Annotated in this window: 8 protein-coding genes; 7 read left to right on the top strand and 1 reads right to left on the bottom strand. The window is 76.5% G+C overall.

What is annotated here, in order from left to right; all coding sequences use genetic code 11:
- Nucleotides 1-2,606, top strand: a 2,606-nt coding sequence (locus IE329_RS38125) for an NADPH cytochrome P450 oxidoreductase family protein (protein WP_229928110.1), incomplete at its 5' end; no start/stop codon positions are given.
- Between the two features lie 112 nt (nt 2,607-2,718).
- Here IE329_RS38125 and IE329_RS38120 read toward each other — a convergent pair.
- The gene (locus tag IE329_RS38120; RefSeq protein ID WP_190215662.1) at nt 2,719-3,549 is read right to left on the bottom strand and encodes a DeoR/GlpR family DNA-binding transcription regulator; all 831 of its coding nucleotides are present in this window, start codon (nt 3,547-3,549) and stop codon (nt 2,719-2,721) included.
- Nucleotides 3,550-3,938: 389 nt separating this feature from the next.
- Between IE329_RS38120 and argB the strand changes: the two genes are divergently transcribed.
- The 6 genes from argB to IE329_RS38090 form a co-directional block, all read left to right on the top strand.
- Entirely contained in the window at nt 3,939-4,877 is a 939-nt protein-coding gene (gene argB / locus IE329_RS38115; RefSeq protein WP_229928109.1) for an acetylglutamate kinase, read from the top strand.
- Nucleotides 4,878-5,107: 230 nt separating this feature from the next.
- Nucleotides 5,108-6,472 carry a lysine N(6)-hydroxylase/L-ornithine N(5)-oxygenase family protein gene (locus IE329_RS38110; protein WP_190215660.1) on the top strand — a complete coding sequence of 455 codons (1,365 nt, stop codon included), beginning with the start codon at nt 5,108-5,110 and terminating at the stop codon, nt 6,470-6,472.
- Between the two features lie 140 nt (nt 6,473-6,612).
- Nucleotides 6,613-6,879 (top strand): phosphopantetheine-binding protein, encoded by a 267-nt coding sequence (locus IE329_RS38105; RefSeq protein WP_190215659.1) that lies wholly within the window; start codon nt 6,613-6,615, stop codon nt 6,877-6,879.
- A gap of 164 nt (nt 6,880-7,043) precedes the next feature.
- The gene (locus IE329_RS38100; protein WP_190215658.1) at nt 7,044-8,039 is read left to right on the top strand and encodes an ABC transporter substrate-binding protein; all 996 of its coding nucleotides are present in this window, start codon (nt 7,044-7,046) and stop codon (nt 8,037-8,039) included.
- A gap of 214 nt (nt 8,040-8,253) precedes the next feature.
- A complete protein-coding gene (locus IE329_RS38095) occupies nt 8,254-20,787 on the top strand; it encodes a non-ribosomal peptide synthetase (RefSeq protein ID WP_190215657.1) in 12,534 nt (4,177 codons plus the stop codon).
- The coding region (locus IE329_RS38090) for a non-ribosomal peptide synthetase (RefSeq protein WP_190215656.1) at nt 20,784-25,500 on the top strand (4,717 nt) is incomplete at its 3' end. The genes IE329_RS38095 and IE329_RS38090, both read left to right, overlap by 4 nt.

Raw genomic sequence — 25,500 nt, 5'->3', positions numbered from 1 at the left:
CCAACGACGCCGTCGACCCGCTCTCCTTCCAACCCGAGTTCAAGGCCTGCGCGGTGACCCTCGCCAGGACCACCGCGCCGGTGCCCGTGCTCCGACCCGACGCCGAACCCGCGGCCGACCCGGCCACGCCCGCCGTGCCCCGGGCCGCCGAGGCGGCGCCCGTCCACCAGCAGGGAACCGTCATGACCCCCGCACCCGCCCCGGCCGGTCCGGCCGTGGCCGCGCTGGCCGAGCTGCTCGGCCTGGCCGACCTGACCCCGCCCCCGCTGGCCGAGCAGGAGCGCCGCTACCTCTCCGGCTACCTGGCCGGCGTCACCCTGGCCCCGCCCGCCGAGGGCGTCCCGGCCCTGCCGGCCGCCGCCCCGTTCGAGCGGGGGACGGCCCTGTGGGTGGACGGCGTCCTGGCCGGGATGTTCTCCCGCACCGCCGCACCCGCCACCGCGCCGGTGCCCGTCGGCGGACTCGCGACTGCCGCCCCCGCCGCCCCGGCCGCCCCGGCCCGCCGCCTGCTGGTGCTCTGGGCCTCGCAGACCGGCAACGCCGAGGAGTACGCGGCGACCCTCGTCTCGCGCCTCGCCGCAGCGGGCCGCACCCCCGCACTGCTCGCGATGGCGGACGCGACCTTGGCCGACCTCACCGCCGACACCGACCTGCTGCTCGTCACCAGTACGTTCGGGGACGGCGAGGCGCCCGACAACGGTGCGGAGTTCTGGCTGGCGCTCGGCACGGCGGACGCAGGCGGGCTGGAGGGGCTGCGGTACTCGGTGCTGGCGTTCGGGGACTCCAGCTACGACGATTTCTGCGGTCACGGGCGGCGGTTGGACGACCGGTTGGCGGAGCTGGGGGCCACCCGGCTGCACCCGAGGACGGACTGCGAGCCGGACTTCGAGGAGGGTGCGGACGCCTGGCTGGCCGCCGTCCTCGGCTCCCTCGACACTCCCGCCACGACCGGGCCGGAGCGCACCCCCGCACGGGAGTTGATCGTGCTGTGGGCGTCCCAGACCGGCAACGCCGAGGAGTTCGCCGCCACCGTCGCCTCCCGGCTGGCGGAGGCCGGCCGCACCCCTTCCGTCCGCAGCATGGCCGACTGCCCGGTCGCCAGCCTGCCCGCCGAGGCCGACCTGCTGGTCATCTCCAGTACGTTCGGGGATGGCGAGGCGCCGGACAACGGTGCGGAGTTCTGGCAGGGCCTGAGTGCGGCGGACGCGGGCCGGCTGGAGGGGCTGCGGTACTCGGTGCTGGCGTTCGGGGACTCCAGCTACGACGATTTCTGCGGTCACGGGCGGCGGTTGGACGACCGGTTGGCGGAGCTGGGGGCCACCCGGCTGCACCCGAGGACGGACTGCGAGCCGGACTTCGAGGAGGGTGCGGACGCCTGGCTGGCCGCCGTCCTCGGCTCCCTCGACACTCCCGCCACGACCGGGCCGGCGCACGCCCCGGCAGTGCCGGGGACGTCGGCCGGCGGCCCGGCCCCGGCAGCCGCCGCCCGCCCGACCAAGAACGACCCCTACCCGGCGGCCCTCTGCGGCAACCAGTTGCTCAGCCTGCCGGGCGCCGGCAAGGAAGTCCGCCGCTTCACCTTCGACATCGGCGACAGCGTCGAGTACGAGGCCGGCGACGCCCTCGGCGTCCGCGCCACCAACTGCCCCGAGCTGGTCGCCGAGTGGCTGGCCGTCACCGGCGCCGACCCGGCCGCCGAGGTCGTTCTCGCCGGCACCCGGACCCTCACCTTCGCCGAGGCGCTCACCGAGCACCTCGACATCACCCGGGTCACCCCGGACCTGCTGCGGCTGGCCGTCGAGCACACCGGCGACCGCGAGCTGAAGCAGATGCTCCGTCCGGACAACAAGGACGGCCTGGCACGCTGGAACTGGGGCCGCCAGGCGGTGGACGTGCTGGCCGAGTACCCCGTCCGGCTGGGCGCCCAGGAGTGGACCGACACCCTCAAGCGGCTCCAGCCGCGCCTGTACTCCATCTCCTCCAGCCCGCTCGCCACCCCCGGCAGGGTCAGTCTCACCGTCTCGGTGCTGCGCTACGAGGGGCCGCGCGGCCAGCGGCGCAAGGGCGTCGCCTCCGCCTTCCTCGCCGACGCCGAACCGGGCACCCGGGTCCCGTTGTTCGTGCAGCGCTCGGCGCACTTCCGGCCGCCCGCGGACCCCACCACCCCCGCCATCATGATCGGCCCCGGCACCGGCGTCGCCCCCTTCATGGGCTTCCTGGACCAGCGCCGGGCGCTCGGCCACCGGGCCGGCAACTGGCTCTTCTTCGGCGAGCAGCGCCGGGCCACCGACTTCTACTACCAGGACGAGCTGGCCGAGCTGCACCGCCACGGCACCCTCTCCCGGCTCGACCTCGCCTTCTCCCGTGACCAGCGCAACAAGGTCTACGTCCAGGACCGGATGCGCGAGCACGGCGCGCAGCTGTGGTCCTGGCTCCAGAACGGCGCCCACTTCTACGTCTGCGGCGACGCCAGCCGGATGGCCAAGGACGTCGACCAGGCCCTGCGCGACATCGCGGTGACCCACGGCGGGCTCGGCGAGGACGACGCCGCCGCCTATGTGAAGCAGATGTCCGCCGACAAGCGCTACGCCCGCGACGTCTACTGACGGTGCGGGTGCTCCGCACGCCTGTCGGGGGCGGCGGCGAACCCGACGGCGGGCAAACGTGATTGACGCCCGGTCAAGAGGACTGTGCGACAGTCCTGTTCGGTCCGCCCGTTCAGACCGAGGCGCGCTCCCGGGCGGCCCCGGGGTCGTCGGCGACGAGCAGTTCGCCGACCGCCTCGGCGAGGGCCGAGCGGTCCGCCGCCTTCAGCCCGGCGTCGGTGACGAAGTGGTCCACCTCGTGCAGCCGGGCGAAGCTGCTCAGGCCGGTCACGCCCCACTTGGTGTGGTCGGCGAGCACGGCCACCCGCCGGGCGCACCCGATCAGGGCCCGGTTGGTCTGGGCCTCGGCCAGGTTCGGGGTGGTCAGACCGGCCCGGGCGGAGGCGCCGTGCGTCCCGAGGATCAGCAGGTCGACGTGGAGCGACCCGATCACCATGTCGGCGAGCGGCCCGACCAGCACCTTGGAGGGCGTCGGCGCCCCGCCGGTGAGCAGCACGGACGGCGAGGCCGGGGTCTTGACGCCCTCGGACTCCAGCAGGTGGGCGATCGGCAGGGAGTTGGTCACCACGGTCAGCCCGGGCACGTTCACCAGCTGGGCGGCGACGGCGTGCACCGTGGTGCCGCCGCCCAGCGCGACCACGCTGCCGGGCGTCACCAGCAGGGCCGCCGCCTCGGCGATGGCCTCTTTGGCGGTCTGCTGGAGCCCGCTCCTGGCCTCGAAGCCGACCTCGTTGCCGCCGTGGCCGACGAGTCCGACGGCGCCGCCGTGCACCTTCTCCAGGTCGCCGTTGCGGGCGAGGGCGTCCAGGTCGCGCCGGACGGTCATGTCGGACACCCCGAGCTGCTCGACCAGCTCCGAGACGCGGACGGCGCCGTCGCGCCGGATCGCCTCCATGATCAGCGCACGGCGCTGATGTGCGAGCAGTCCTTGATCAGCCACCAGGTCCCCAGAGCCGCAGTCGAGAGAGAGCCGTCCGTCGGCACGAATCTACTGCAGTGATCCGATCGGCCGTAGCGGCGGTTCCGCGGCCCTGGGCCGCCCGGGGCCGGCCCTGCGGCCACCCGCTCCGGCAAGGGGCATGGCGCCCGGGCGGCGGACCACGCGGATCCGCTCCCGGGTGGTGACGGGGCCGGGCCGACTATGTAAGGTAAACCTTGCCTAAATGGCCCTGGGGGGACAGTCTCCGCCGTCCGTTCCGCTCCGGGGCGGGGGCGGCCAGGGCTGCGGCGCAGGTGCTGTGCCGTTGTTCGGACATCCTGGACCCAGGGGGAGCAGTGACCAGTTGGACGGCCGGGCGGCCGGGCCGGGGGCGGCGTGCCGGGAACCCGCCGGTGGCGGGCCTGTTGGAGGCCCTGCCGTGGCTCGAAGGGTTCCGCGGCAGCACCGTGGTGATCAAGTTCGGCGGGAACGCGATGGTGGACGCCGGGCTCAAGGCGGCCTTCGCCCAGGACGTGGTCTTCCTGCGCTACGCCGGGCTGCACCCGGTCGTGGTGCACGGCGGCGGCCCGCAGATCAACGCCCAACTGGACCGGCTGGGACTGGAGTCGGCCTTCACCAACGGCCTGCGGGTCACCACCCCCGAGACCATGGACGTGGTGCGGATGGTGCTGGCGGGCCAGGTCCAGCGCGAACTCGTCGGGCTGGTCAACGAACACGGCCCGTTCGCGGTCGGGCTGACCGGTGAGGACGCCGGCACCATGACCGCCGTCAAGCGGTTCGCCGTGGTGGACGGCGAGCAGGTGGACATCGGCCTGGTGGGGGACGTCGCGGCGATCGACCCCTCGCTGGTGCGGGCACTGCTGGCGGACGGCCGGGTGCCGGTGGTGTCCTCGATCGCCCGGGGCGCCGACGGGCAGGTCTACAACGTCAACGCGGACACCGCGGCCGCCGCGCTCGCGGGCGCGCTGGGGGCGGAGATGCTGATGATGCTCACCGACGTGGAGGGCCTGTACCGGGAGTGGCCGGCCTCCGACGAGGTGATCCGGCGGCTGACGGCGGGTGAACTCGCCGCAGTGATACCGGGTCTGGCCAGCGGCATGCTGCCGAAGATGGAGGGCTGTCTGCGCGCGGTGCGCTCCGGTGTGCGCAGTGCCCGGGTGCTGGACGGCCGGGTCCGGCACGGTCTGCTGCGCGCGTTCGCGGGCCCGGTGGTGGGTACGGAGGTCGTCCCGGACGAGCCGGTCGCCGGGCCGGTCGGGCCGGTGCCGGCGGGGCGGTCGGGCCCGGCCGCCGCCGCGGACCGGGTGCTGGTCGCGGCGGGGGCGGACTGACCGGGCCGGGGTGCACGGCCGGGGTGCGGGGCCGGCCCGCCGGCCGGGATCCGGGCAACCGCGCAGGCCCTGACCATCGGTGTGGGTACGGAGTGAATTTGACTCCCTCCGCCCCATGAGGGAACTTAGGCAAGCCTTACCTTGGCTTCGGAGGGAAAGTGCCGGGCCGCGGGAGCCGGCGGGGGGAAACCCCCGGGACGAGCAAGCAAGCAGTCGACGGAAGGACGAGCATGTCGCGCGAGAACGGCGCAATCGATCGAGGCGACGATGCCGACGACCTGGTCGGCATAGGCTTCGGTCCCGCCAATCTGGCCCTGGCCATCGCGATCGACGACCACAACCGGCGCGACCCGGAGCAGGCCCTCCGGGTCCGCTTCCTGGAGCGGCAGGAGCGCTTCGGCTGGCACCGCGGCATGCTGCTCGACGGCGCCACCATGCAGGTGTCGTTCCTCAAGGACCTCGTCACCATGCGCGACCCGCGCAGCCGCTTCACCTTCCTGACGTACCTCCAGGAGCGCGGCCGGCTCGCCGACTTCATCAACCTGAAGTCCTTCTACCCGACCCGCCAGGAGTTCCACGACTACTTCGAGTGGTGCGCCGCCGAGTTCGGCGGCTGGACCGGCTACGGCCGCCAGGTCACCGAAGTCCGCCCGGTCCGCAACGACGGCCGGATCGAGCTGGTCGAGATCGTCTCCCGGTCGGTGACCGACCCGGCCGACCGCGAGGTCAGACTCGCCCGCAACATCGCCCTCGGCACCGGCCTGACGCCGCGTCTGCCCGAGGGCGTCACCGCCGGCGAGCGCGTCTGGCACACCCGGGACCTGCTCTTCCGCGCCCCCGCGCTGGCCGGGCGGCAGGACGGGCTGCGCCACCGCCGCTTCACCGTGGTCGGTGCCGGGCAGTCCGCCGCCGAGTCCGTCGAGTACCTGCACCGCACCTTCCCGGACGCCGAGATCTGCGCCGTGCTGACCCGCTACGGCTACAGCCCCGCCGACGACAGCCCGTTCGCCAACCGGATCTTCGACCCGTCGGCCGTCGACGAGTTCTACGCGGCCTCCGACGAGGCCAAGCGCACGCTGCTCGGCCGGCACGCCAACACCAACTACTCCGTGGTCGACGGCGACCTGATCGAGCAGCTCTACCGCACCGTCTACCAGGAGAAGGTGGCCGGCCGCGAGCGGCTGCGGATCCTCAACGCCAGCCGGCTGACCGGTGTCGAGCACACCGCCGACGGCGCCCGCGCCGCCGTCCGCTCGCTCACCACCGGGGAGGAGCTGCTGCTGGAGTCCGACGCGGTGGTCCTCGCCACCGGCTACACCCACGTGGACCCGCGCGAGCTGCTCGGCGAGTTCTTCGACGCCTGCCGCACCGACGAGCAGGGCCGGCCGAGGGTCGACCGGGACCACCGGGTGCTGACGGACGACCACGTCGACGTCGGGGTCTACCTGCAGGGCGGCACCGAGCACACCCACGGGATCACCTCCTCGCTGCTGTCGACCCTGGCGGTCCGGTCCGGCGAGATCTGCGACTCGCTGCTGCTCCGCCACACCGGGCGCCAGCTGCGCGCGGAGGACGGCCGGCTCGGCGTGCTGTGACGGAACGGCGCCGGCCGCCCGGCCGGCGCCGCACGACCCGGCCGGCCCGTCCCGCCGCCCGCACCGTCCCGTCCCCGCGTCATCCCGACCCGGCGCGCCCCGACGCCCTCCGCACCACCGGAACCGAACGGATCACCAGCATGACCGACAGCACCACGACGACCGGCGGCCCGCTCGGCCTGGACCCGGAGAGCGTCCGGGCCGACCTGGCCGACATCCTCGGCGAGCGGCCCGAGGACATCGGCGACGACGACGACCTGCGCGACCTCGGTCTCGACTCCATGCGGCTGATGCACCTGATCGAGATCTGGCGGGCCCGCGGCGCCAAGGCGGAGTTCGCCGAGCTGGCCGACCTCGGTGCCGCCCCCACCGTCCGGTCCTGGTCCGCCTACCTGGCCGGGCACTGACCCACCTGGCCGGGCACTGACCCACCCGGCCGGGCACCGACCCGCCCGGCCGGGCACCGACCACGGGGGAGCCCCCGCTCCCGCCGCCCGGCCCCCATCACCTGCCCCGGCTCCCGCCGCCGCGAGCCGTCGTGCGAAACCCTGTGCCACCTCCAAGGAGAACCATGAACACCCGTGTCCTGACGTCCCGCAGCCTGAGAGTCGCCGCCGTCGCGGCCACCGCCGCGCTCACCCTCGCGGCCTGCGGCTCGAACGGCGACAGCAAGGACGCCGCCGGGGCCCCCTCGGCCGGCGCGGCCACGGCGGCGGGCCCCGTGGTCGTCGAGGCCACCAACGGCAGGATCACCGTCCCCGCGGGCGTCAAGCGGATCGTCAGCATCTCCTACGCCACCGGCGCGCTGCTCGACCTGGGCGTGCAGCCGGTCGGCACCAGCACCATCGACGAGAACAACCCGATGGAGCTGCTCCCCTCGCAGACCGAGGCCGCCAAGAAGATCGAGCCGATCGGCTCCGGCATCGAGATCAACATCGAGAAGGTCGCCTCGCTCAAGCCCGACCTGATCGTGGTCGAGGGCGCCACCGCGTTCGACTGGGGCGTCAAGAAGCTCGAAGGCATCGCCCCCACCCTGTACTTCGGCATCGACAAGCCGGTCGACCTGCTGACCGCGCAGGAGAAGATCGCCACCGCCGTCGGCAAGGACGCCGAGTTCAAGAAGCTCAAGGCGGACTACGACGGCAAGGCCGCGAAGATCAAGGCCGACCACGCGGCCAAGCTCAACACCGTCAAGTGGAGCATCGCCTCCTCGTACGGCGGCGGCGAGTTCCTCGTCGACACCAGCAGCTCCTGGGTCGGCCGCGTGCTGGCCGACGCCGGCGCCACGTTCTCCCAGGCCTCGGCCGACCCGGCCGAGCACGAGGTGACCTACTCCACCGAGAAGCTCGACGTGCTCGCCGACGCCGACATCATCCTGGTCCCGAGGACGGCCGCCACCGGCGAGGTCCCGCAGGACACCAAGGACCTCGACAAGCAGCCCTCGTGGAAGAACCTCAAGGCCGTCCAGGCCGGCAAGGTCCTCCCGGTCACCTACGCCACCACCGACCGGTACGGCACCTCGATCGACGTCCTGAACCAGGTCGAGACCATCCTCAAGGGCCTCTAGGCCGCCTTCCCCGGGCGGCCGCCGCACGGCCGGCCGCCCGGGGCGGAGCACCGCACCGCCGAGGACCACCGCGCAGGACGCGGCAGCAGGCACCGCCTCGCACGGCGCACCACTTCGCACCACCACGCACCACTTCGCACCACTTCGCACGACAGCGCACGAGCGCCCCGGGCTGGCACGGTCGGCGGGGCCGCAGAACCGGGAAGGGCCGACCATGCCAGACGCGGACACCACCACGACGCAGGCCGAGCGGAACGCTCCCCAGGAGCTGACCGCGGCTCAGGAGGGCGTCCTCGCCGCGCAACGGATCGACCCCGGCAACCCGGCCTACAACGTCGGCCAGTACGTCGAGATCGACGGTCCGTTCGACCCGGAGCTGCTGGAGGCGGCGCTGCGCCGCACCCTGGCCGAGGCCGAGGGCCTGCACGTCCGGCTGGCCGAGCTGGACGGGCGGACGGTGCAGGTCCCCACCGGCTTCGACCCGGACGGCTGGCAGCTGCCCCGCCTGGACACCCGGGGCGCCGCCGACCCGGTCGCGGCCGCCGCCGACCTGGTCCGCGGTCAGCTGGCCGTCCCGGCCGTCCTCGACGGTGACGGGGCCGGCCCGCTCACCGGCGCGCTGCTCGTCCGCACCGGCGAGCGCAGCCACCTCTGGTTCCAGTGGTTCCACCACCTGGTGATCGACGGCTACGGCGTCGCGCTGTTCAGCCGCCGGGTCGCCGAGGTGTACTCCGCCCTCGCCGCTGGCGCCGAGCCGCCCGCGAGCCCGTTCCGCCCGGTGTCCGTCCTGGTCGAGGCGGAGCGCGACTACCTGGCCTCCGAGCGGGCCGCCGCCGACCGCGCCCACTGGCAGGGCGTGTTCGCCGACCGCCCGGCCGTGGCGGGCCTCACCGAGCAGACCGCGCAGGCCGGCCCCACCGGGCTGCGCCACCGCGTCGAGCTGACCGCCGCCGGCTCCGCCGCCGTGCTGGCCGCCGCCCGCGCCGCCCGGGCCACCTGGGGCGAGGCCGCCACCGCGGGCCTGGCCGCCTACCTGCACCGGATGACCGGCACCGCCGACGCCGTGCTCGGCATGCACTTCATGGCCCGGCACGCCCCCGGCACCCTGCGGGTCCCCGGCATGGCCGTGAACATCCTTCCCGTGCGGGTCCCGGTCACCGGCGCCGACACCTTCGACAGCCTGCTGCGCCGGGCGGCCGGCGAGCTGAAGGCCACCCGCCGGCACCAGCTGCACCGCGGCGAGGAGATCCGCCGGGAGCTGGGCCTGGTCGGCAGCGACGACCGCCTGCACGGCCCGCTGCTCAACCTCAAGCCCTTCGACCTCGACCTGGACTTCGCCGGCAGCCCCGGCCGCACCGTCAACCTGGCCTCCGGCCCGGTCGAGGACCTCGCCCTCTCCGTCACCAAGACCCCGGACGACCGGCTGGTGCTGGAGTTCGACGCCAACCCGGCGCTGTACACCGAGGCCGAGCTGGCCGGCCACGCCGAGCGCTGCACCGGCCTGCTGGCCCGCCTCGCCGCCCACCCCGAGCGGCCGCTGGCCGAACTCCAGCTGCTCGCCGACGCCGAACTCGACGCGGTGCTGCACGGCTGGAACGACACCGCCCGGGAGGTCCGCGAGGGCACCCTGGTCAGCCGGATCGCCGAGCGCGCCGCGGCCGGCCCGGACGCCACCGCCGTGGTCGCCGAGGGCCGCACGCTGACCTACCGCGCGCTCGCCGAGCGCTCCGACGCGCTGGCCCGCACCCTGCGCGCGGCCGGCGCCGGCCCGGACCGCGTGGTCGGCGTCGCCGTGCCGCGCTCCGCCGAGCTGATGGTCGCCCTGCTGGGCGTCCTCAAGTCCGGCGCCGCCTACCTCCCGATGGACGCCGACCACCCGGTCGACCGCCTCGCCCAGATGGTCGAGGACGCCGCGCCCGTCCGCGTCGTCACCGTGCCCGAGCTGCTGGAGCGGCTGCCGGAGGCAGCCCGCGCCGTGGCCGTCACGGTCGATGCCGCCGCCGCCCTTCCGGCCGGGGCGGCCGACGCCCTCCCCGGCGCCGGGCTGCCCGTCGTCGAGCCCGAGCACGCCGCGTACGTCATCTACACCTCCGGCTCCACCGGCCGCCCCAAGGGCGTGGTCGTCACCCACCGCGCCATCGTCAACCGGCTGGCCTGGATGCAGCACGCCTACCGGCTCGGCGCCGACGACCGGGTGCTGCAGAAGACTCCGGCCAGCTTCGACGTCTCCGTCTGGGAGTTCTTCTGGGCCCTGTGCGAGGGCGCCACCGTCGTACTGGCCCGCCCCGAGGGCCACAAGGACCCGGCCTACCTCAGCGCCCTGATCGCCGAGGAGCGGGTCACCACCCTGCACTTCGTGCCCTCGATGCTGCGCGCCTTCCTGGAGGAGGGCTCCGTCGCCGAGCGCTGCGCCGGCCTGCGCCGGGCCTTCTGCTCCGGCGAGGCGCTGCCCGGCGACGTCGTCGACCGCTGGTACGCCACCCTGCCGGCCGTCCCGCTGCACAACCTCTACGGGCCCACCGAGGCCGCCGTGGACGTCACCCACCACCGCACCGAGCCCGCCGCCGGCGTGGTGCCGATCGGCCGCCCGGTCTGGAACACCCGGCTCCACGTGCTCGACGCCGCGCTGCGCCCCGCGCCCGTCGGCGTGCCCGGCGAGCTCTACCTCGCCGGGGTGCAGCTGGCCCGCGGCTACCTCGGCCGCCCCGGCCTGACCGCCGGGCGCTTCGTCGCCGACCCGTTCGCCGGCGACGGCTCCCGGATGTACCGCACCGGCGACCTGGTCCGCTGGGCCGCCGACGGCGCCGTCGAGTACCTCGGCCGCACCGACGACCAGGTCAAGGTCCGCGGCTTCCGGATCGAACTCGGCGAGATCGAGGCCGCCCTGGAGGCCCGGCCGGAGGTCCTGCAGGCGGCCGTGACCGCCCGCGAACTCACCCCCGGCGGCGCCCGCCAACTGGTCGGCTACGTCGTCCCGGCCCCCGCCGACCCGGAGGCGCTGCGCACCGCCCTCGCCCGCACCCTGCCCGAGCACATGGTGCCCGCCGTGCTGGTCGGCCTGGACGCGCTGCCGCTCAGCCTCAACGGCAAGCTCGACCGCAAGGCGCTGCCCGCCCCGGCGGCCGGCGCGGACGGCGGCCGCGCCCCCCGCACCGAGGCCGAGCGGGTGCTCGCCGGCTTGGTCGCCGAGGTGCTCGGCCTGCCCGAGGTCGGCGTCGACGACAACTTCTTCTCCCTCGGCGGCGACAGCATCTCCGCCATCCAGCTCGGCAGCCGCGCCCGCCGGGCCGGCTTCGGGATCACCCCCCGGGTGGTCTTCGAGCGCCGCACCGTCGCCCGGATCGCCGCCGTCGCGGAGGGCCTGCGCCCCGCCGGCCGGCCCGCCGGGGCCGCCGCCGAGGCCGTCGGCACGCTGCCCGTCACCCCGGTCGGCGCCTGGCTGCGCTCACGGGGCGGCCCGGTCGCCCGGTTCAGCCAGCACACCGTCCTCACCGTGCCCGCCGGCCTCGACCAGGCCCGGCTGACCGCCGCCCTGGACACCCTGACCGACCACCACGACGCCCTGCGGCTACGGCTGCACGTCGCCGCGGACGGCAGCTGGACCCAGGAGGTCCGCCCGGCCGGCAGCGCGCCCGCCGCCGCCCGGCTGCGCCGGACCGCCGTCCCCGCCGACCAGCTGCACACCGCCGCCGCCGAGCAGCGCGAGGCCGCCGTCGGCCGGCTCGACCCCGAGCGGGGCGTCGTGCTCCAGGCCGTCCACCTGGACGCCGGACCGGACACCCCGGGCCTGCTCGTCCTCGCCGCGCACCACCTCGCCGTCGACGGCGTCTCCTGGCGCATCCTGCTGCCCGACCTGCGGGCCGCCTACGAGGGCCGCGCCCTCGACCCGGTCACCACCCCGCTGCGGGCCTGGGCGCTCGGCCTCGCCGAGGCCGCCGTCGGTGACGCCGTCCGCGCCGAACTCCCGCTCTGGCAGGCCGTACTGGCCGACGGCGCCGGCCCGCTGCTGGGCGACCGCCCGCTCGACCCGGCCCGCGACACCGCCGCGACCACCCGCCGGCTGCGGCTGACCCTGCCCGCCGGCCGGACCGCGCCGCTGCTCGGCGCCGTCCCCGCCGCCCACCGGGCCGGCGTCGACCACGTCCTGCTGACCGGCCTGGCGCTCGCCCTGGTCGGCCGCCGCCGGGCCCGTCTTGGCGCCGGCGCCCGGGCCGACCTGCTGCTGCGCCTGGAGGGCCACGGCCGGGAGGACCACCTGGTGCCCGGCGCCGACACCACCCGCACCGCCGGCTGGCTGACCAGCGAGTTCCCGGCCCGCCTCGACCTGACCGGCGTCGACCTGGCCGACGCGCTGGCCGGCGGGCCCGCCGCCGGCCGCGCCCTCGCCCTGGTCAAGGAGCAGCTCCGGGCGCTGCCGAACGCCGGCGCCGGCTACGGCCTGCTGCGCCACCTGGACCCGGTGTCCGGGCCCGCGCTGGCCGACGCCGACGCCCCCCAGCTGCTCTTCAACTACCTCGGCCGCTTCACCGCCACCGGCGCCCCGTGGACCGCCGCCCCCGAGGCCGGCGACGCCGTCGCCGCCGGCGCCGACGACGCCCTGCCCGCCGCCCACGCGCTGGAGGCCGGCGCCTTCGTCCACGACGGCCCGGACGGCGCCGAACTGACCGTCAACCTGTCCTGGCCGCAGGGCGTGTTCGGCGAGGACGCCGTCCGCGCCCTCGCCGAGCGCTGGTTCGAGGCCCTCGACGCGCTGGCCCGCTACGCCGCCGCCCCGGGCGCCGGCGGCCTCACCCCCTCGGACGTGCCGCTGGCCGGCGTCACCCAGCCCGAGCTGGACCGGCTGGCCGCCGAGCACCCCGGCACCGGGGACGTGCTGCCGCTCTCCCCGCTCCAGGACGGCCTGCTGTTCCACGCCCTGTACCAGCGCGAGGACGGCGCCGACGACCTCTACACCTCGCTCACCTCGCTCGACCTGCGCGGCCCGCTGGACCGCGCCGCGCTGGTCCGGGCGGTCGACGCGGTCGTCAACCGGCACACCGCGCTGCGGGCCGGTTTCGTCGGCGCCGGGCTCCGGCGGCCGCTCCAGCTGGTCGCCGACCGGGTCGTGGTGCCGTGGACGGAGCACGACCTGACCGCCGTGCCGGTGGCCGGCCGGGCCGCCGGCATCGCCCGGATCGAGGACGACGAGGCGTCCCGCCGCTTCGACCTGGCCCGGCCGCCGCTGGTGCGCTGCGCCCTGGTCACCCTCGGTGCCGAGCACCACCGGCTGGTGCTGACCCGGCACCACATCGTGATGGACGGCTGGTCCACGCCCGTCCTGCTGCGCGAGCTGATCGAGGCCTACGGCGCCGGCGGGGCCGCCGCGCTGCCCGCCGCCGCCCCGTACGCCGACCACCTGGCCTGGCTGGCCGGGCGGGACGCCGCCGCCGACACCGCCGCCTGGCGCCGGGCGCTGGCCGGCCTGGAGGCACCCACCCTGCTCGCCGACAGCCTGGGCACGCCCGCGGCGGGCCCGGCCGCCGCCGGCCGCGAACTCGACCTGCCGATCCCGGCCGAGCTGTCCGCCGCGCTCACCGCCGCCGCCCGCGAGCACGGCCTCACCCTCAACACCCTGGTGCAGGGCGCCTGGGCGATCCTGCTGGGCCGCCTCACCGGCCGCACCGACGTGGTCTTCGGCGCCACCGTCTCCGGCCGCCCGGGCGACCTGCCCGGTGTCGAGTCGATGGTCGGCCTGTTCAGCAACACCGTCCCGGTCCGCTTCGAGCCCTCGGACGACGAGCCGGTCGCCGAGGCGCTGGCCCGCCTCCAGGCCCAGCAGTCCGCCCTGCTCGACCACCAGTACCTGGGCCTCGCCGACATCCAGGCCCTGGCCGGGCACGGCACCCTCTTCGACACCCTGCTGGTCTTCGAGAACTACCCCGTCGACCCCGACCGGCTCACCGCCCGCGGCCTGCGGGTCGCCGGCATCGGCAACCGGGGCGCCACCCACTACCCGCTGACCGTGCTCACCCTGCCCGGCGAGGCCCCGCGGCTGACCGTCGAGTACCGCCCCGACGTGTTCACCGCCGAGCAGGCCGGCACCGTCGGCGCCCGGCTGCTGCGGCTGCTCACCGCCATCGCCACCGCCCCGGCCACCCCGGTCGGCGCCCTGGAGGTGCTCTCCGCCGAGGAGCGCGCCACCGTGCTGCGGGACTGGAACGACACCGCCCGCCCGGTGCCCGTCGGCACCGTGGTCGACGCCTTCGCGGCCCGGGTCGCCGCCACCCCCGGCGACACCGCCGTGGTCTTCGGCGAGCAGCGGCTCGACTACGCCGGGCTGGCCGCCCGGGTCGACCGGACGGCCCGTCACCTCGCCGCCCTCGGCGCCGGCCCCGGCCGGACCGTCGCGCTGGCCCTGCCGCGCTCCGCCGACCTGGTCGCCGCCCTGCTGGGCGTCCTCGCGGCCGGCGCCGCCTACCTGCCGATCGACCTCGACCACCCGGACGAGCGGATCGCGCTGATGCTGGAGGACGCCGATCCGCTGCTCACCCTGAGCACGCAGGAGGTGGCCGGGCGCCACCCGGTGCTCGCCGGGCACGGCCTGGGCGTCGTCACCCTCGCCGAGCTGGGCTCACTGGCCGCCGAGCCGGTCCGCCCGCACCCCGACGACCTGGCGTACATCATCCACACCTCCGGCTCCACCGGTCGCCCCAAGGGCGTCCAGGTGCCGCACCGGGGCCTGGCCAACATGCTGGAGCACCACGGCAACACCGTGTTCGCCCGGGCCGTGGCGGCGGCCGGCGGGCGCCGGCTGCGCGCCGCGCACACCGCCTCCTTCTCCTTCGACTCCTCGTGGGAGCAGCTGCTCTGGCTGATCGGCGGCCACGAACTGCACGTCTACGGCGAGGACCTGCGCCGCGACCCGCAGGCCCTGGTGGCCCGCCTGCTGGCGGACCGGATCGACACCCTGGACGTCACGCCGTCGTTCGGCCGGCAGCTCGTCGAGTGGGGCCTGCTGGACTCGGCCGAGCACCGCCCGCTGCTCTTCCTGGTCGGCGGCGAGGCCGTCGACGAGGCGCTGTGGACCCGCATCCGGGAGACCGAGGGCGTGCTCGGGCACAACTTCTACGGCCCCACCGAGTACACCGTCGACACCCTGGGCGCCGCCCTGGACGAGAGCCCGACCCCGTTCGTCGGCCGCCCGATCGGCAACACCCGGGTGTACGTGCTGGACGCCCGGCTGCGGCCCGTCCCGGCCGGCGTGCCCGGGGAGCTGTACATCGCCGGCCCGGGCCTGGCCCGCGGCTACGGCAACCGGCCCGCGCTCACCGCGAGCCGCTTCGTCGCCGACCCGTTCGCCGGCGACGGCACGGGGGCGCCCCCGGCCGAAGGCGGGGGGAGGATGTACCGCACCGGCGACCTGGTGCGCCACCGGGCCGACGGCAGCCTGGACTACCTCGGCCGGGACGACGACCAGGTGAAGATCCGCGGCTTCCGGGTGGAGCCCGGCGAGGTGGAGGCGGCGCTCGCCGCCCTGCCCGGCGTGGCCCGGGCCGCCGTGCTGGCCCGCCCCGCCGCCACCGGCGTCAAGCGGCTGATCGGCTGGGTCGTCCCCGCGCCCGGCGCCGTCGCCGACCCGGCGCTGCTGCGCAAGGCCCTCGCCGACGCGCTGCCCGAGTACATGGTCCCGGCCGCGATCGTGCCGCTGGACGCGCTGCCGCTGAACGTCAACGGCAAGCTCGACCGGCAGGCGCTGCCCGAGCCGGAGGCCGCCGCGTTCGCCGCCCCGGCCGGACGCGCCCCGCGCGACGAGCGGGAGGCCGTGCTCTGCGGTGTCTACGCCGACGTGCTGGGCCTGCCCGCGGCCGGTGTCGACGACGACTTCTTCGCGCTCGGCGGGCACTCGCTGCTCGCCACCCGGGTGATCGGCCGGGTGCGCGCGGCCCTCGGGGTGGACGCGGCCGTCCGCGACCTCTTCGAGACCCGTACCCCCGCCGCCCTCGCGGCCCGGCTCGCCCACGCGGCGGCCGGCCGCCCCGGCCCCTCGGCCCGCCCGCGTCCCGGCCTGGTGCCGCTGTCCGCCGCGCAGGCCCGGCTCTGGTTCCTGTACCGCCTGGAGGGCCCGAGCACCGCGTACACCATCCCGTGCGGGCTGCGGATCGACGGCGCGCTCGACCAGGAGGCGCTGCGCGCCGCCTTCGGCGACGTGCTGGCCCGCCACGAGGCGCTGCGCACGGTCTTCCCGGACCACGAGGGCCGGCCGTACCAGCGGATCCTCGACCCGGAGGCGGCCGGGGTGCCCTTCACGGTGGAGGAGGTGACCGTGCAGCGGCTGGACACCGCGGCGGCCGCCGCCGGCGCGTACGCCTTCGAGCTGGCCGAGGAGATCCCCGTCCGGGCCACCCTGCTGACGGCCGGTCCGGCCCGGCACGTCCTCAGCCTGGCGCTGCACCACATCGCCGGCGACGAGTGGTCGGAGGGCGTGCTGCTGCGCGACCTCGACCACGCCTACGCCGCCCGGCTGGCCGGCGCCGCGCCGGTGTTCGCCCCGCTGCCGCTGCAGTACGCCGACCACGCGCTGTGGCAGGGCGAGCTGCTCGCCGGGCAGGACGGACCGGCCGCCGGCCAGGTCGCGTACTGGACCCGGCGCCTCGCCGCGCTGCCCGCCGAACTGACCCTGCCCACCGACCGGGCCCGGCCCGCCGAGGCGAGCGGCCGCGGCGGCCAGGTGCGGCTGCGGCTGCCGGACGAGCTGCACCAGGAGCTACGCGGCTACGCGCGGCGCACCGGCAGCACGCCGTTCATGGTGGTCCAGGCCGCCGCCGCGCTGCTGCTCGGCGGGCTGGCCGGCACCACCGACGTGGCGCTCGGCGCCCCGGTCGCGGGGCGGTCCGACGAGGTGCTGGAGCCGGTGGTGGGCTTCTTCGTCAACACCCTGGTGCTGCGGCACGACCTGGCCGCCGGGGGGAACGCCGGCGAGCCGAGCTTCGACGACCTGGTCGCCCGCTCCCGGGAGACCGTCCTCGGCGCCCTCGCCCACCAGGACCTGCCGTTCGACCGGCTGGTCGAGATCGTCAACCCGGAGCGCTCGCTCGGCCGCCACCCGCTGTTCCAGGTGATGGTCCAGCACCGCCGGGAGGCCGGCGGCCTGGACGGGCTGCTCGGCGCCCGCACCGCGCTGCTGCCCGACCCGGTGCACGCGGCCCGTTTCGACCTGGCCTTCACCTTCGTGGAGTCCGCCGACGGCGCCCGCACCGACCTCACCGTCATCCACGCCGAGGACCTGTACGAGCGCGCCACCGCCCGGCTGTTCGGCGCCCGACTGGTGCGGGTCCTGGAGCAGGCGCTGGCCGCCCCGGACCGCCCGGTCTCCCGGATCGAGCTGACGGCCGCCCAGGAGCGGCGGGGCCTGGCGGGCGAGTGGAACGCCACCGCGCTGGAGGTCCGCGAGGGCACCCTGCTCACCCGGATCGCGGAGCGCACCGCCGCCACCCCCGACGCCGTCGCGGTGGTCTTCGAGGGCACCGGGCTGACCTACCGCGAGCTGGACGAGCGGGCCGGCCGCCTGGCCCGGGTGCTGGCCGGCGCCGGCGCCGGGCCGGACCGCCTGGTCGCCGTCGCGGTGCCCCGGTCGGCCGAGCTGATGGTGGCGCTGCTCGCCGTCCTCAAGTCCGGCGCCGGCTACCTGCCGCTGGACACCGAGTACCCGGCGGAGCGGCTGACGGCCATGCTGGAGGACGCCGCCCCGGTCTGCGTGCTGACCACCGACGGGCAGGCCGGCGGCCTGCCCCGGGTGCCCGGGGTGCCGGTCCTCACCGTGGACGCGGACGGCCCGCAGGCCGAGCCGGCCGCCCCCGGCCCGGACCACGCCGCGTACGTCATCTTCACCTCCGGCTCCACCGGCCGCCCCAAGGGCGTCCTGGTCACCCACCGGGCGATCGTGAACCGGCTGGACTGGATGCGCGAGGTCTACGGCATCACCCCGCAGGACCGCGTCCTGCAGAAGACCCCGGCCAGCTTCGACGTCTCGGTCTGGGAGTTCTTCCTGCCGCTGGTGGCCGGCGCCGCGGTGGTGCTTGCCCGCCCCGGCGGGCACCGCGAGCCCGAGTACCTGGCCGCGCTCGCCGACCGGGGCTCCGTCACCACCTGCCACTTCGTGCCGTCCATGCTCACCGCCTTCACCGGCGCGGCCGAGCAGGACGACGCGATCCGCCGGGCCTTCGCCGGGGTGCGCCGGGTGTTCTGCTCCGGCGAGGCGCTGCCCGCCGCCGCCGTGGACCGGTTCGCCGCGCTGTGGCCGCAGATCGAGCTGCACAACCTGTACGGGCCGACCGAGGCCGCGGTCGACGTCACCTACCACCGCGCGTGGGCCGGCTCCGGCGTGGTGCCGATCGGCCGCCCGGTCTGGAACACCCGGCTGTACGTGCTGGACGCCCGGCTGCGGCAGGTGCCGGTCGGCGTGCCCGGCGAGCTGTACCTCGCCGGTGTCCAGCTGGCCCGCGGCTACCTCGGCCGCCCCGGGCTGACCGCCGGGCGCTTCGTCGCCGACCCGTTCGCCGGCGACGGCACGGGGGCGCCCCCGGCCGAAGGCGGGGGGAGGATGTACCGCACCGGCGACCTGGTGCGCCGCCGGGTCGACGGGGAGATCGAGTACCTCGGCCGCACCGACGACCAGGTGAAGGTCCGCGGCTTCCGGATCGAGCTCGGCGAGGTGGAGTCGGCGCTGGCCGCCGTCCCCGGCGTCGGCCAGGCCGCGGTCACGGCCCGGGCGGTGACCGAGGGCGGCGCCCGCCAACTGCTCGGCTACGTCGTCCCGCAGGCCGGTGCCTCGGTCGGCGGCGACGCGGTGCGCGCGGCGGTGGCCGCGGTGCTGCCCGAGCACATGGTGCCCGCCGTGGTGACCGTGCTGGACGCGCTGCCGCTGAGCGTCAACGGCAAGCTCGACCGCAAGGCGCTGCCGGCCCCCGGCCGCCGCGCCGAGCCGGCCGCCGCGCCCGCCGGGCACTCCCCGGGCCGCGCGCTGGCCAAGGTCTTCGCCGAGGTGCTCGGCCTGCCCGAGGTCGGCGAGGAGGAGAACTTCTTCGCCCTGGGCGGCGACAGCATCGTCTCCATCCAGCTGGTCAGCCGGGCCCGCAGGGCGGGCTTCGACATCGCCGCGAAGGACATCTTCCAGCACCCCACCCCGGCCGCGCTGGCCGCCGCCAAGGGCCTGGCGTCCCCGTCCGCCACCGCCCCGGCGCCCACCGCCGCGCCCGTCCCGGTGGACGGCGAACTGCCCGCGCTGCCGGTGGTGCACTGGCTGCGCGAGCGCGGCGGGCCGGTCGACCGGTTCAACCAGTCCGTGCTGGTCACCGTCCCCGGTGACGTGCGCGAGCAGCCGCTGCGCGAGGCGCTGGCCGCGTTGGCCCGCAACCACCCGGCGCTGCGGCTGCGGCTCGACCGCACCGACGGCCTCTGGACCCAGGAGATCCTGCCCGCCGGCCAGGCGCCCGCCGTCACCGACCCGGCCACCCTGCGCCGGGTCGACGCCGGGGGAGCCGGCCTCACCGCGCTGCTCACCCGGGAGGCCGACGCGGCCGCCGCCGCCCTGGACCCGGCGAGCGGCCGGGTGCTGCGCGCCGTCTGGTTCGACGCCGGCCCCGGGCAGGACGGCCGGCTGCTGCTGACCGTCCACCACCTGGCCGTGGACGGCGTCTCCTGGCGGACCCTGCTGCCCGGCCTCGCCACCGCGTACACCGCGCTGGCCCGCGGCGCCCGCCCGGCGCTCGAACCGGAGGCACACACCCTGCGCGCCTGGTCCGAGCGGCTGCTGGCGCACGCCCAGGAACGCTCCCGGGTCGCCGAGACGGCGTACTGGCGCGACGCCCTGGCCGGCCCGGCCGGCCCGCTCGCCGCGCTGGCCGCCGACCCGGCGCGGGACACCGTCGCCACCGTCCGCACGCTGCGCCGCACCCTGCCCGCCGACCGGACGGCGCCGCTGCTGGCGGACGTCCCGAAGGCCTACGGCGCCGGCGTCGACGACGTGCTGCTGGCCGGCCTCGCCCTCGGCGTCGCCACCGCCCGCCCGGGCGCCGCGCCCGCCGTCCAGGTCGACCTGGAGGGCCACGGCCGCGGCGGCGCCGGCACCGGCGGCCTCGCCCCCGACCTCGCCCGCACGGTGGGCTGGTTCACCACCGTGCACCCCGTCCGGCTGGACCTCGCGGGCCTCGACCCGGCGGCCGCGCTGGCCGGCACCGAGGCCGCCGGGCAGGTGCTCAAGCAGGTCAAGGAGCAGCTGCGGGCCGCCCCCGACCGGGGCCTCGGCCACGGCCTGCTGCGGCACCTCAACCCGCAGACCGCGGCGGTGCTGGCCGGCGCGCCGCGCTCGCCGGTGCTCTTCAACTACCGGGGGCGCGCCGACGGGCCGGCCGGCCCGCCCGGCGGCTGGCCGCTCGCCCCGCAGGCCGAGCGCGACGCCGTGGCGGCGGGCGCCGGCCCGGACCCGGCGATGGCCGCCGGCTACCCGCTGGAGATCGACGCGGTGGTGCGGGCCGGCGCCGACGGGCGGCCCGAGCTCGCCGTCGAGTGGAGCTGGCCGCAGGCCCTGCTCACCGAGGCCGAGGTCGCGGCGCTCGCCGACGCCTGGTTCGCCGCCCTGGACGCCCTGGCCCGGCACACCGCGGGCGGCGAGGCCGGCGGGGTCACCCCGTCCGACCTGAGCCTCGTCCAGCTGAAGCAGGCCCAGATCGACCGGCTGGAGTCCCGGCTGCGCGGGCGCCGCCGCCGATGACCGCCGCCGGACTCCGCCCCGACCCGACCGACCACCAGCCCACCACCCCCAGGACCGAGAAGACCGTGATGAACGACTCCACCGCCCCGATCGACGACTCCCAGCCCGAGGGCCCGGCCGCGTCGGCCCTGGAGGACGTCTACCCGCTCTCCTCGCTCCAGGAGGGGCTGCTCTTCCACGCCCTCTACGACCAGGAGGCCCGTGACGTCTACGTCGTCCAGTCCCACCTGGACCTGACCGGCCCGGTCGTCACCGCCCGGCTGGCCGCCGCCGTGGACGCGCTGCTCGCCCGGCACGCCAACCTGCGGGCCGGCTTCTGGTACGAGGACCCGGAGGCGGTCGTCCAGTTCGTCCAGCGCACGGTGGAGACCCCGCTGCGCGAGGCCGACCTGACCGCGCTGACCGGGGCGGAGCAGGACGCGGCGGTCGCCGCCGCCATGGACGAGGACCGGCACCACCGCTTCGACCTGGACACCCCGCCGCTGCTGCGCCTCGCCCTGCTGCGGCTGGACGCCGGGCGCTCCCGGCTCGTCATCACCTGCCACCACCTGCTGCTGGACGGCTGGTCGATGCCGATCGTCGTCCGCGAGCTGCTGGCGCTGTACGGCTCGGCCGGCGACCCGTCGGTGCTGCCCGCCGTCCGCCCCTACAAGGACCACCTGGCGCTGCTCGCCACCCGCGACACCGCCGCCGCCGAGGCCGCCTGGAGCGCCGCGCTGGCCGGCTTCGAGGAGGCCCACCCGGTGGCGCCCGGCGCGGCCACCGCCACCGCCGCCGAGCCCGGCCTGATCACCCGCTTCGCCGGCCCGGAGCTGTCGGCCGGGATCGCCGCGGCCGCCCGTGGCCGCGGCCTGACCCTCGGCAACGTCGCCAACACCCTCTGGGCCGTCCTGGTCGGCTCGCTCACCGGCACCTCCGACGTGGTCTTCGGCACCACCGTCTCGGGCCGCCCGGACGACCTGCCCGGCGCCGAGTCGATGGTCGGCCTGTTCATCAACACCGTGCCGGTCCGGGTGCGGCTGCGGCCGGGCGCCACCCTGGCCGGCGCCGCCGCCGAGGTGCAGCGCGAGCAGGCCGGGCTGCTGGCCCACCAGCACCTGGGCCTCGGCGCGATCCAGCGCCGCAGCGAGGTGGGCGGCAGCCTCTTCGACACCCTGCTGGTGGTGGAGAACTACCAGGGCGGCGGGGACGCGCTGCGCGAGGCGCTGGGCGGCGCGCAGGGCCGGGCGGTGACCGGCCTGGCCGTCACGGCTCTGGGCGCCCGGGACGCCACCCACTACCCGCTCGGACTGACCGTGCTGCCCGGCGCCGAGCTGCGGGTCGAGCTGGAGTACCGCCCCGACCTGTTCGAGCCGGCCGAGGCCGAGCGGCTCACCGACCGCTTCCTGGCCCTGCTCGCCGCCTTCGCCGCGGACCCGGACACCCCGCTGGCCCGCCTGGACCTGCTGGGCGCGGCCGAGCGCGCCGCCCTCCCGGCGACCGTCGCCGGCCCGGCCGGGCCCGTCCCCGCGGGCACCGTGCACGACCTGTTCGCCGCCGCCGCGGCCCGCACCCCGGACGCCGTCGCCCTGCTCGCCCCCGACCTGGCAGGCCGGAGCACCGAGCTGACCTTCGCCGCCCTGGCGGACGGCGTCGACCGGCTGGCCCGGCTGCTGCTCCGTCGCGGCCTCGGCGCCGAGCGGGCCGCCGCCCTGGCGCTGCCGCGCTCCGCCGAGTCGGTGACCGCGATCCTCGCCGTGCTCGCCGCCGGCGGCGCCTACCTGCCGCTGGACCTCGACCACCCGGACGAGCGCCTCGCCCTGCTGCTCGACGACGTCCGCCCGGCCGTCGTGCTGACCACCCGTGAGGTGGCCGGGCGGCTGCCGGAGGTGCCCGGCGCCGTCACCCTGCTGCTGGACGACCCGGCGGTGGCGGCGGCGCTCGCCGCCCTGCCCGGCGGCCCACTCACCGACGCCGAGCGCGGCGGGCCGGTGCACCCCGGCCAGGCCGCCTACGTCATCCACACCTCCGGCTCCACCGGCCGCCCCAAGGGCGTGCTGATCCCGCACGCCGGCCTCGCCAACCTGGCGCACGACCACCTCGGCGGCACCTTCGCCGAGGCCGCCGCCGGCCGCCGGCTGCGCGCCCTGAGCACCGCCTCGTTCGCCTTCGACTCCTCCTGGGACCAGCTGCTCTGGCTGGTCGGCGGCCACCAGCTGGACGTGCTCGGCGACACCGACCGCCGGGACGCCGAAGCCGTGGTGGCGCACGTCCGGAAGCACCGGACCGACGTCCTGGACCTCACCCCCAGCTACGCCCAGCAGCTGCTGGACAGCGGCCTGCTGGACGGCGCGCACCGCCCGTCGCTGCTGCTGCTCGGCGGCGAGGCGCTGCCCGACGGCCTGTGGACCAGGCTGCGCGCCGAGCCCGGCCTGACCGTCCTGAACTACTACGGCCCGACCGAGTTCACCGTCGACGCGCTGCTCGCCGACCTCGCCGACAGCCCCACGCCGAGCGTCGGCCGGCCGCTGCGCAACGGCCGCGCCCACGTCCTCGACCAGCTGCTGCGGCCCGTCCCGGCCGGCGGGCGCGGCGAGCTGTACCTGGCCGGCGACCAGCTGGCCCGCGGCTACCTGGGCCGCCCGGGGCTGACGGCCGAGCGGTTCGTCGCCGACCCGTTCGGCGCCCCGGGCGAGCGGATGTACCGCACCGGGGACCTGGTCCGCCGCCGCGCCGACGGCACCCTGGACTACCTCGGCCGGGTGGACGACCAGGTGAAGATCCGCGGCCACCGGATCGAGCTCGGCGAGATCGAGGCGGCGCTCGCCGCCCTGCCCGGCGTCGCGCACAGCGCGGTGCTGGTCCGCTCCGGCGCCGTCAAGCGCGTCGTCGCGTACGTGGTGCCGGCGCCCGGCGCGGTGCTCGACACCGAGGCCCTGCACCAGGCGCTCGCGGCCCGCCTGCCCGAGTACATGGTGCCCTCGGCCTACGCCGTGCTCGACGCGCTGCCGCTGACCGTGAACGGCAAGCTGGACCGGGCCGCGCTGCCCGAGGACGGGCTCGACTTCGCCGGCGCGACCGCCGGCCGGGCCGCGGCGACCGCGACCGAGGAACTGCTCTGCGAGCTGTACGCGGAGGTCCTCGGCCTGCCCGCGACCGGCGCCGAGGACGACTTCTTCCGCCTCGGCGGCGACAGCATCTCCTCCATCCGGCTGATCGGCGCCGCCCGCGCCGAGGGCCTGGTCCTCAGCCCGCGCGACGTCTTCGAGCGCCGCACCCCCGCCGCCCTGGCCGCCCTCGCCGACGAGCGCGGCGCCGCCGGTCCGGCTCCCGCGCCCGCCGAACTGCCGGCTGCCACCGAGGCCGAGCTGGCCGTGGTGCGGGCCGCCGCCCCCGAGCTGGAGATCGAGGACCTCTGGCCGGTCTCGCCCCTTCAGGAGGGCCTGCTCTTCGAGGCGGGCTACGACGACCAGGCCCTGGACGTCTACACCTCGCGCGACGTGGTCACGCTGACCACCCGGGTGCCCGGCCCGGTGCTGCGCGCCGCCGTCGCCGCCGTCCTGGAGCGCCACCCCAACCTGCGGGTCGGCTTCCTCCAGGAGGGGCTGGAGCGCCCGGTGCAGTTCCTGCCGCGCGCGGTGGACGTGCCGTTGACCGAGATCGACCTCGGCGGCCTGGCCCCGGCCGACTTCGAGGCCGAGCTGGCCCGGCTGACCGAGCGGGAGGCCGCCACCCGCTTCGACCTGACCGCCCCGCCGCTGCTGCGGCTGGTCTCGGTGCTCGCCCCGGGCGGCGGGCAGCGGATCCTGATCACCAACCACGCCCTGCTCTGGGACGGCTGGTCGGCCGGCCTCTTCCTCCAGGAGCTGCTGACCCACTGCGCCGGGCAGCCGGCGCCCGCCCTCGGCCTGCCCTACCGGGACTTCCTCGGCTGGCTGGGCGCGCAGGACCAGGAGCAGGGCCGGGCCGCCTGGCGCGAGGCGCTGGCCGGCCTGGACGAGCCCACCCTGCTGGCCCCGCAGGCCCGCGAGCGGGCCGCGCTGCTGCCGCAGGAGGTCACCGCCGGCCTCTCGGCCGAGCTGACCGGGCGGATCTCCGGGTTCGCCCGCGAGCACGGCCTGACCCTGAACACCGTGCTGTCCGGCGCCTGGGGCCTGCTGCTGGCCGGCCTGACGGCCCGCGAGGACGTGGTGTTCGGCGCCACCGTCTCCGGCCGCCCGGCCGAGCTGGCCGGGATCGACGCCACCATCGGCATGTTCCTCAACACCGTGCCGGTCCGGGCCCGGCTGGACGGCGCCGAGAGCGTCGCCGCCTTCCTCGCCCGCCTCCAGGAGGAGCAGACGGCGCTGCTGGCGCACCACCAGGTCAGCCTGGGCGAGATCCAGCGCGGCACCGGTTTCGGGCGGCTCTTCGACACCCTCCAGGTGCTCCGGAACACCCCGGCCGACGAGGGCGTGCGGGACCGGATCCGAGAGAGCCTGGGCGTCCAGCAGGTGGTGGACGTGGACGCCACGCACTTCCCGCTGATCTTCATCACCAATCCCGGCGAGGCGCTCTCCTTCGAGTGGAAGTTCCGCCCGGACGTCTTCGAGCGCGCCACCGTCGAGGAGCACGCCGAGCGGTTGGTGTCGCTGCTCGGGCAGCTCGTCGACCGCCCCGGCCTGCTGGTCCGCGAACTCGACGTGCTGACGGTGCGTGAGCGTGGGTTGGTGCTGGGGGAGTGGGCGGCGACGT

The organism is Kitasatospora indigofera (assembly GCF_014655955.1).
GTDB lineage: Bacteria > Actinomycetota > Actinomycetes > Streptomycetales > Streptomycetaceae > Kitasatospora > Kitasatospora indigofera.
The sequence above is the reverse complement of the archived record's forward strand: the minus strand, read 5'-3'. Positions and strand labels throughout refer to the sequence as shown.

Bases quoted from the DNA above. Each gene is read 5' to 3' on its own strand.
- IE329_RS38095 (WP_190215657.1), top strand. From the start codon at position 8,254: ATGCCAGACGCGGACACCACCACGACGCAGGCCGAGCGGAACGCTCCC.
- IE329_RS38105 (WP_190215659.1), top strand. From the start codon at position 6,613: ATGACCGACAGCACCACGACGACCGGCGGCCCGCTCGGCCTGGACCCG.
- IE329_RS38110 (WP_190215660.1), top strand. From the start codon at position 5,108: ATGTCGCGCGAGAACGGCGCAATCGATCGAGGCGACGATGCCGACGAC.
- IE329_RS38100 (WP_190215658.1), top strand. From the start codon at position 7,044: ATGAACACCCGTGTCCTGACGTCCCGCAGCCTGAGAGTCGCCGCCGTC.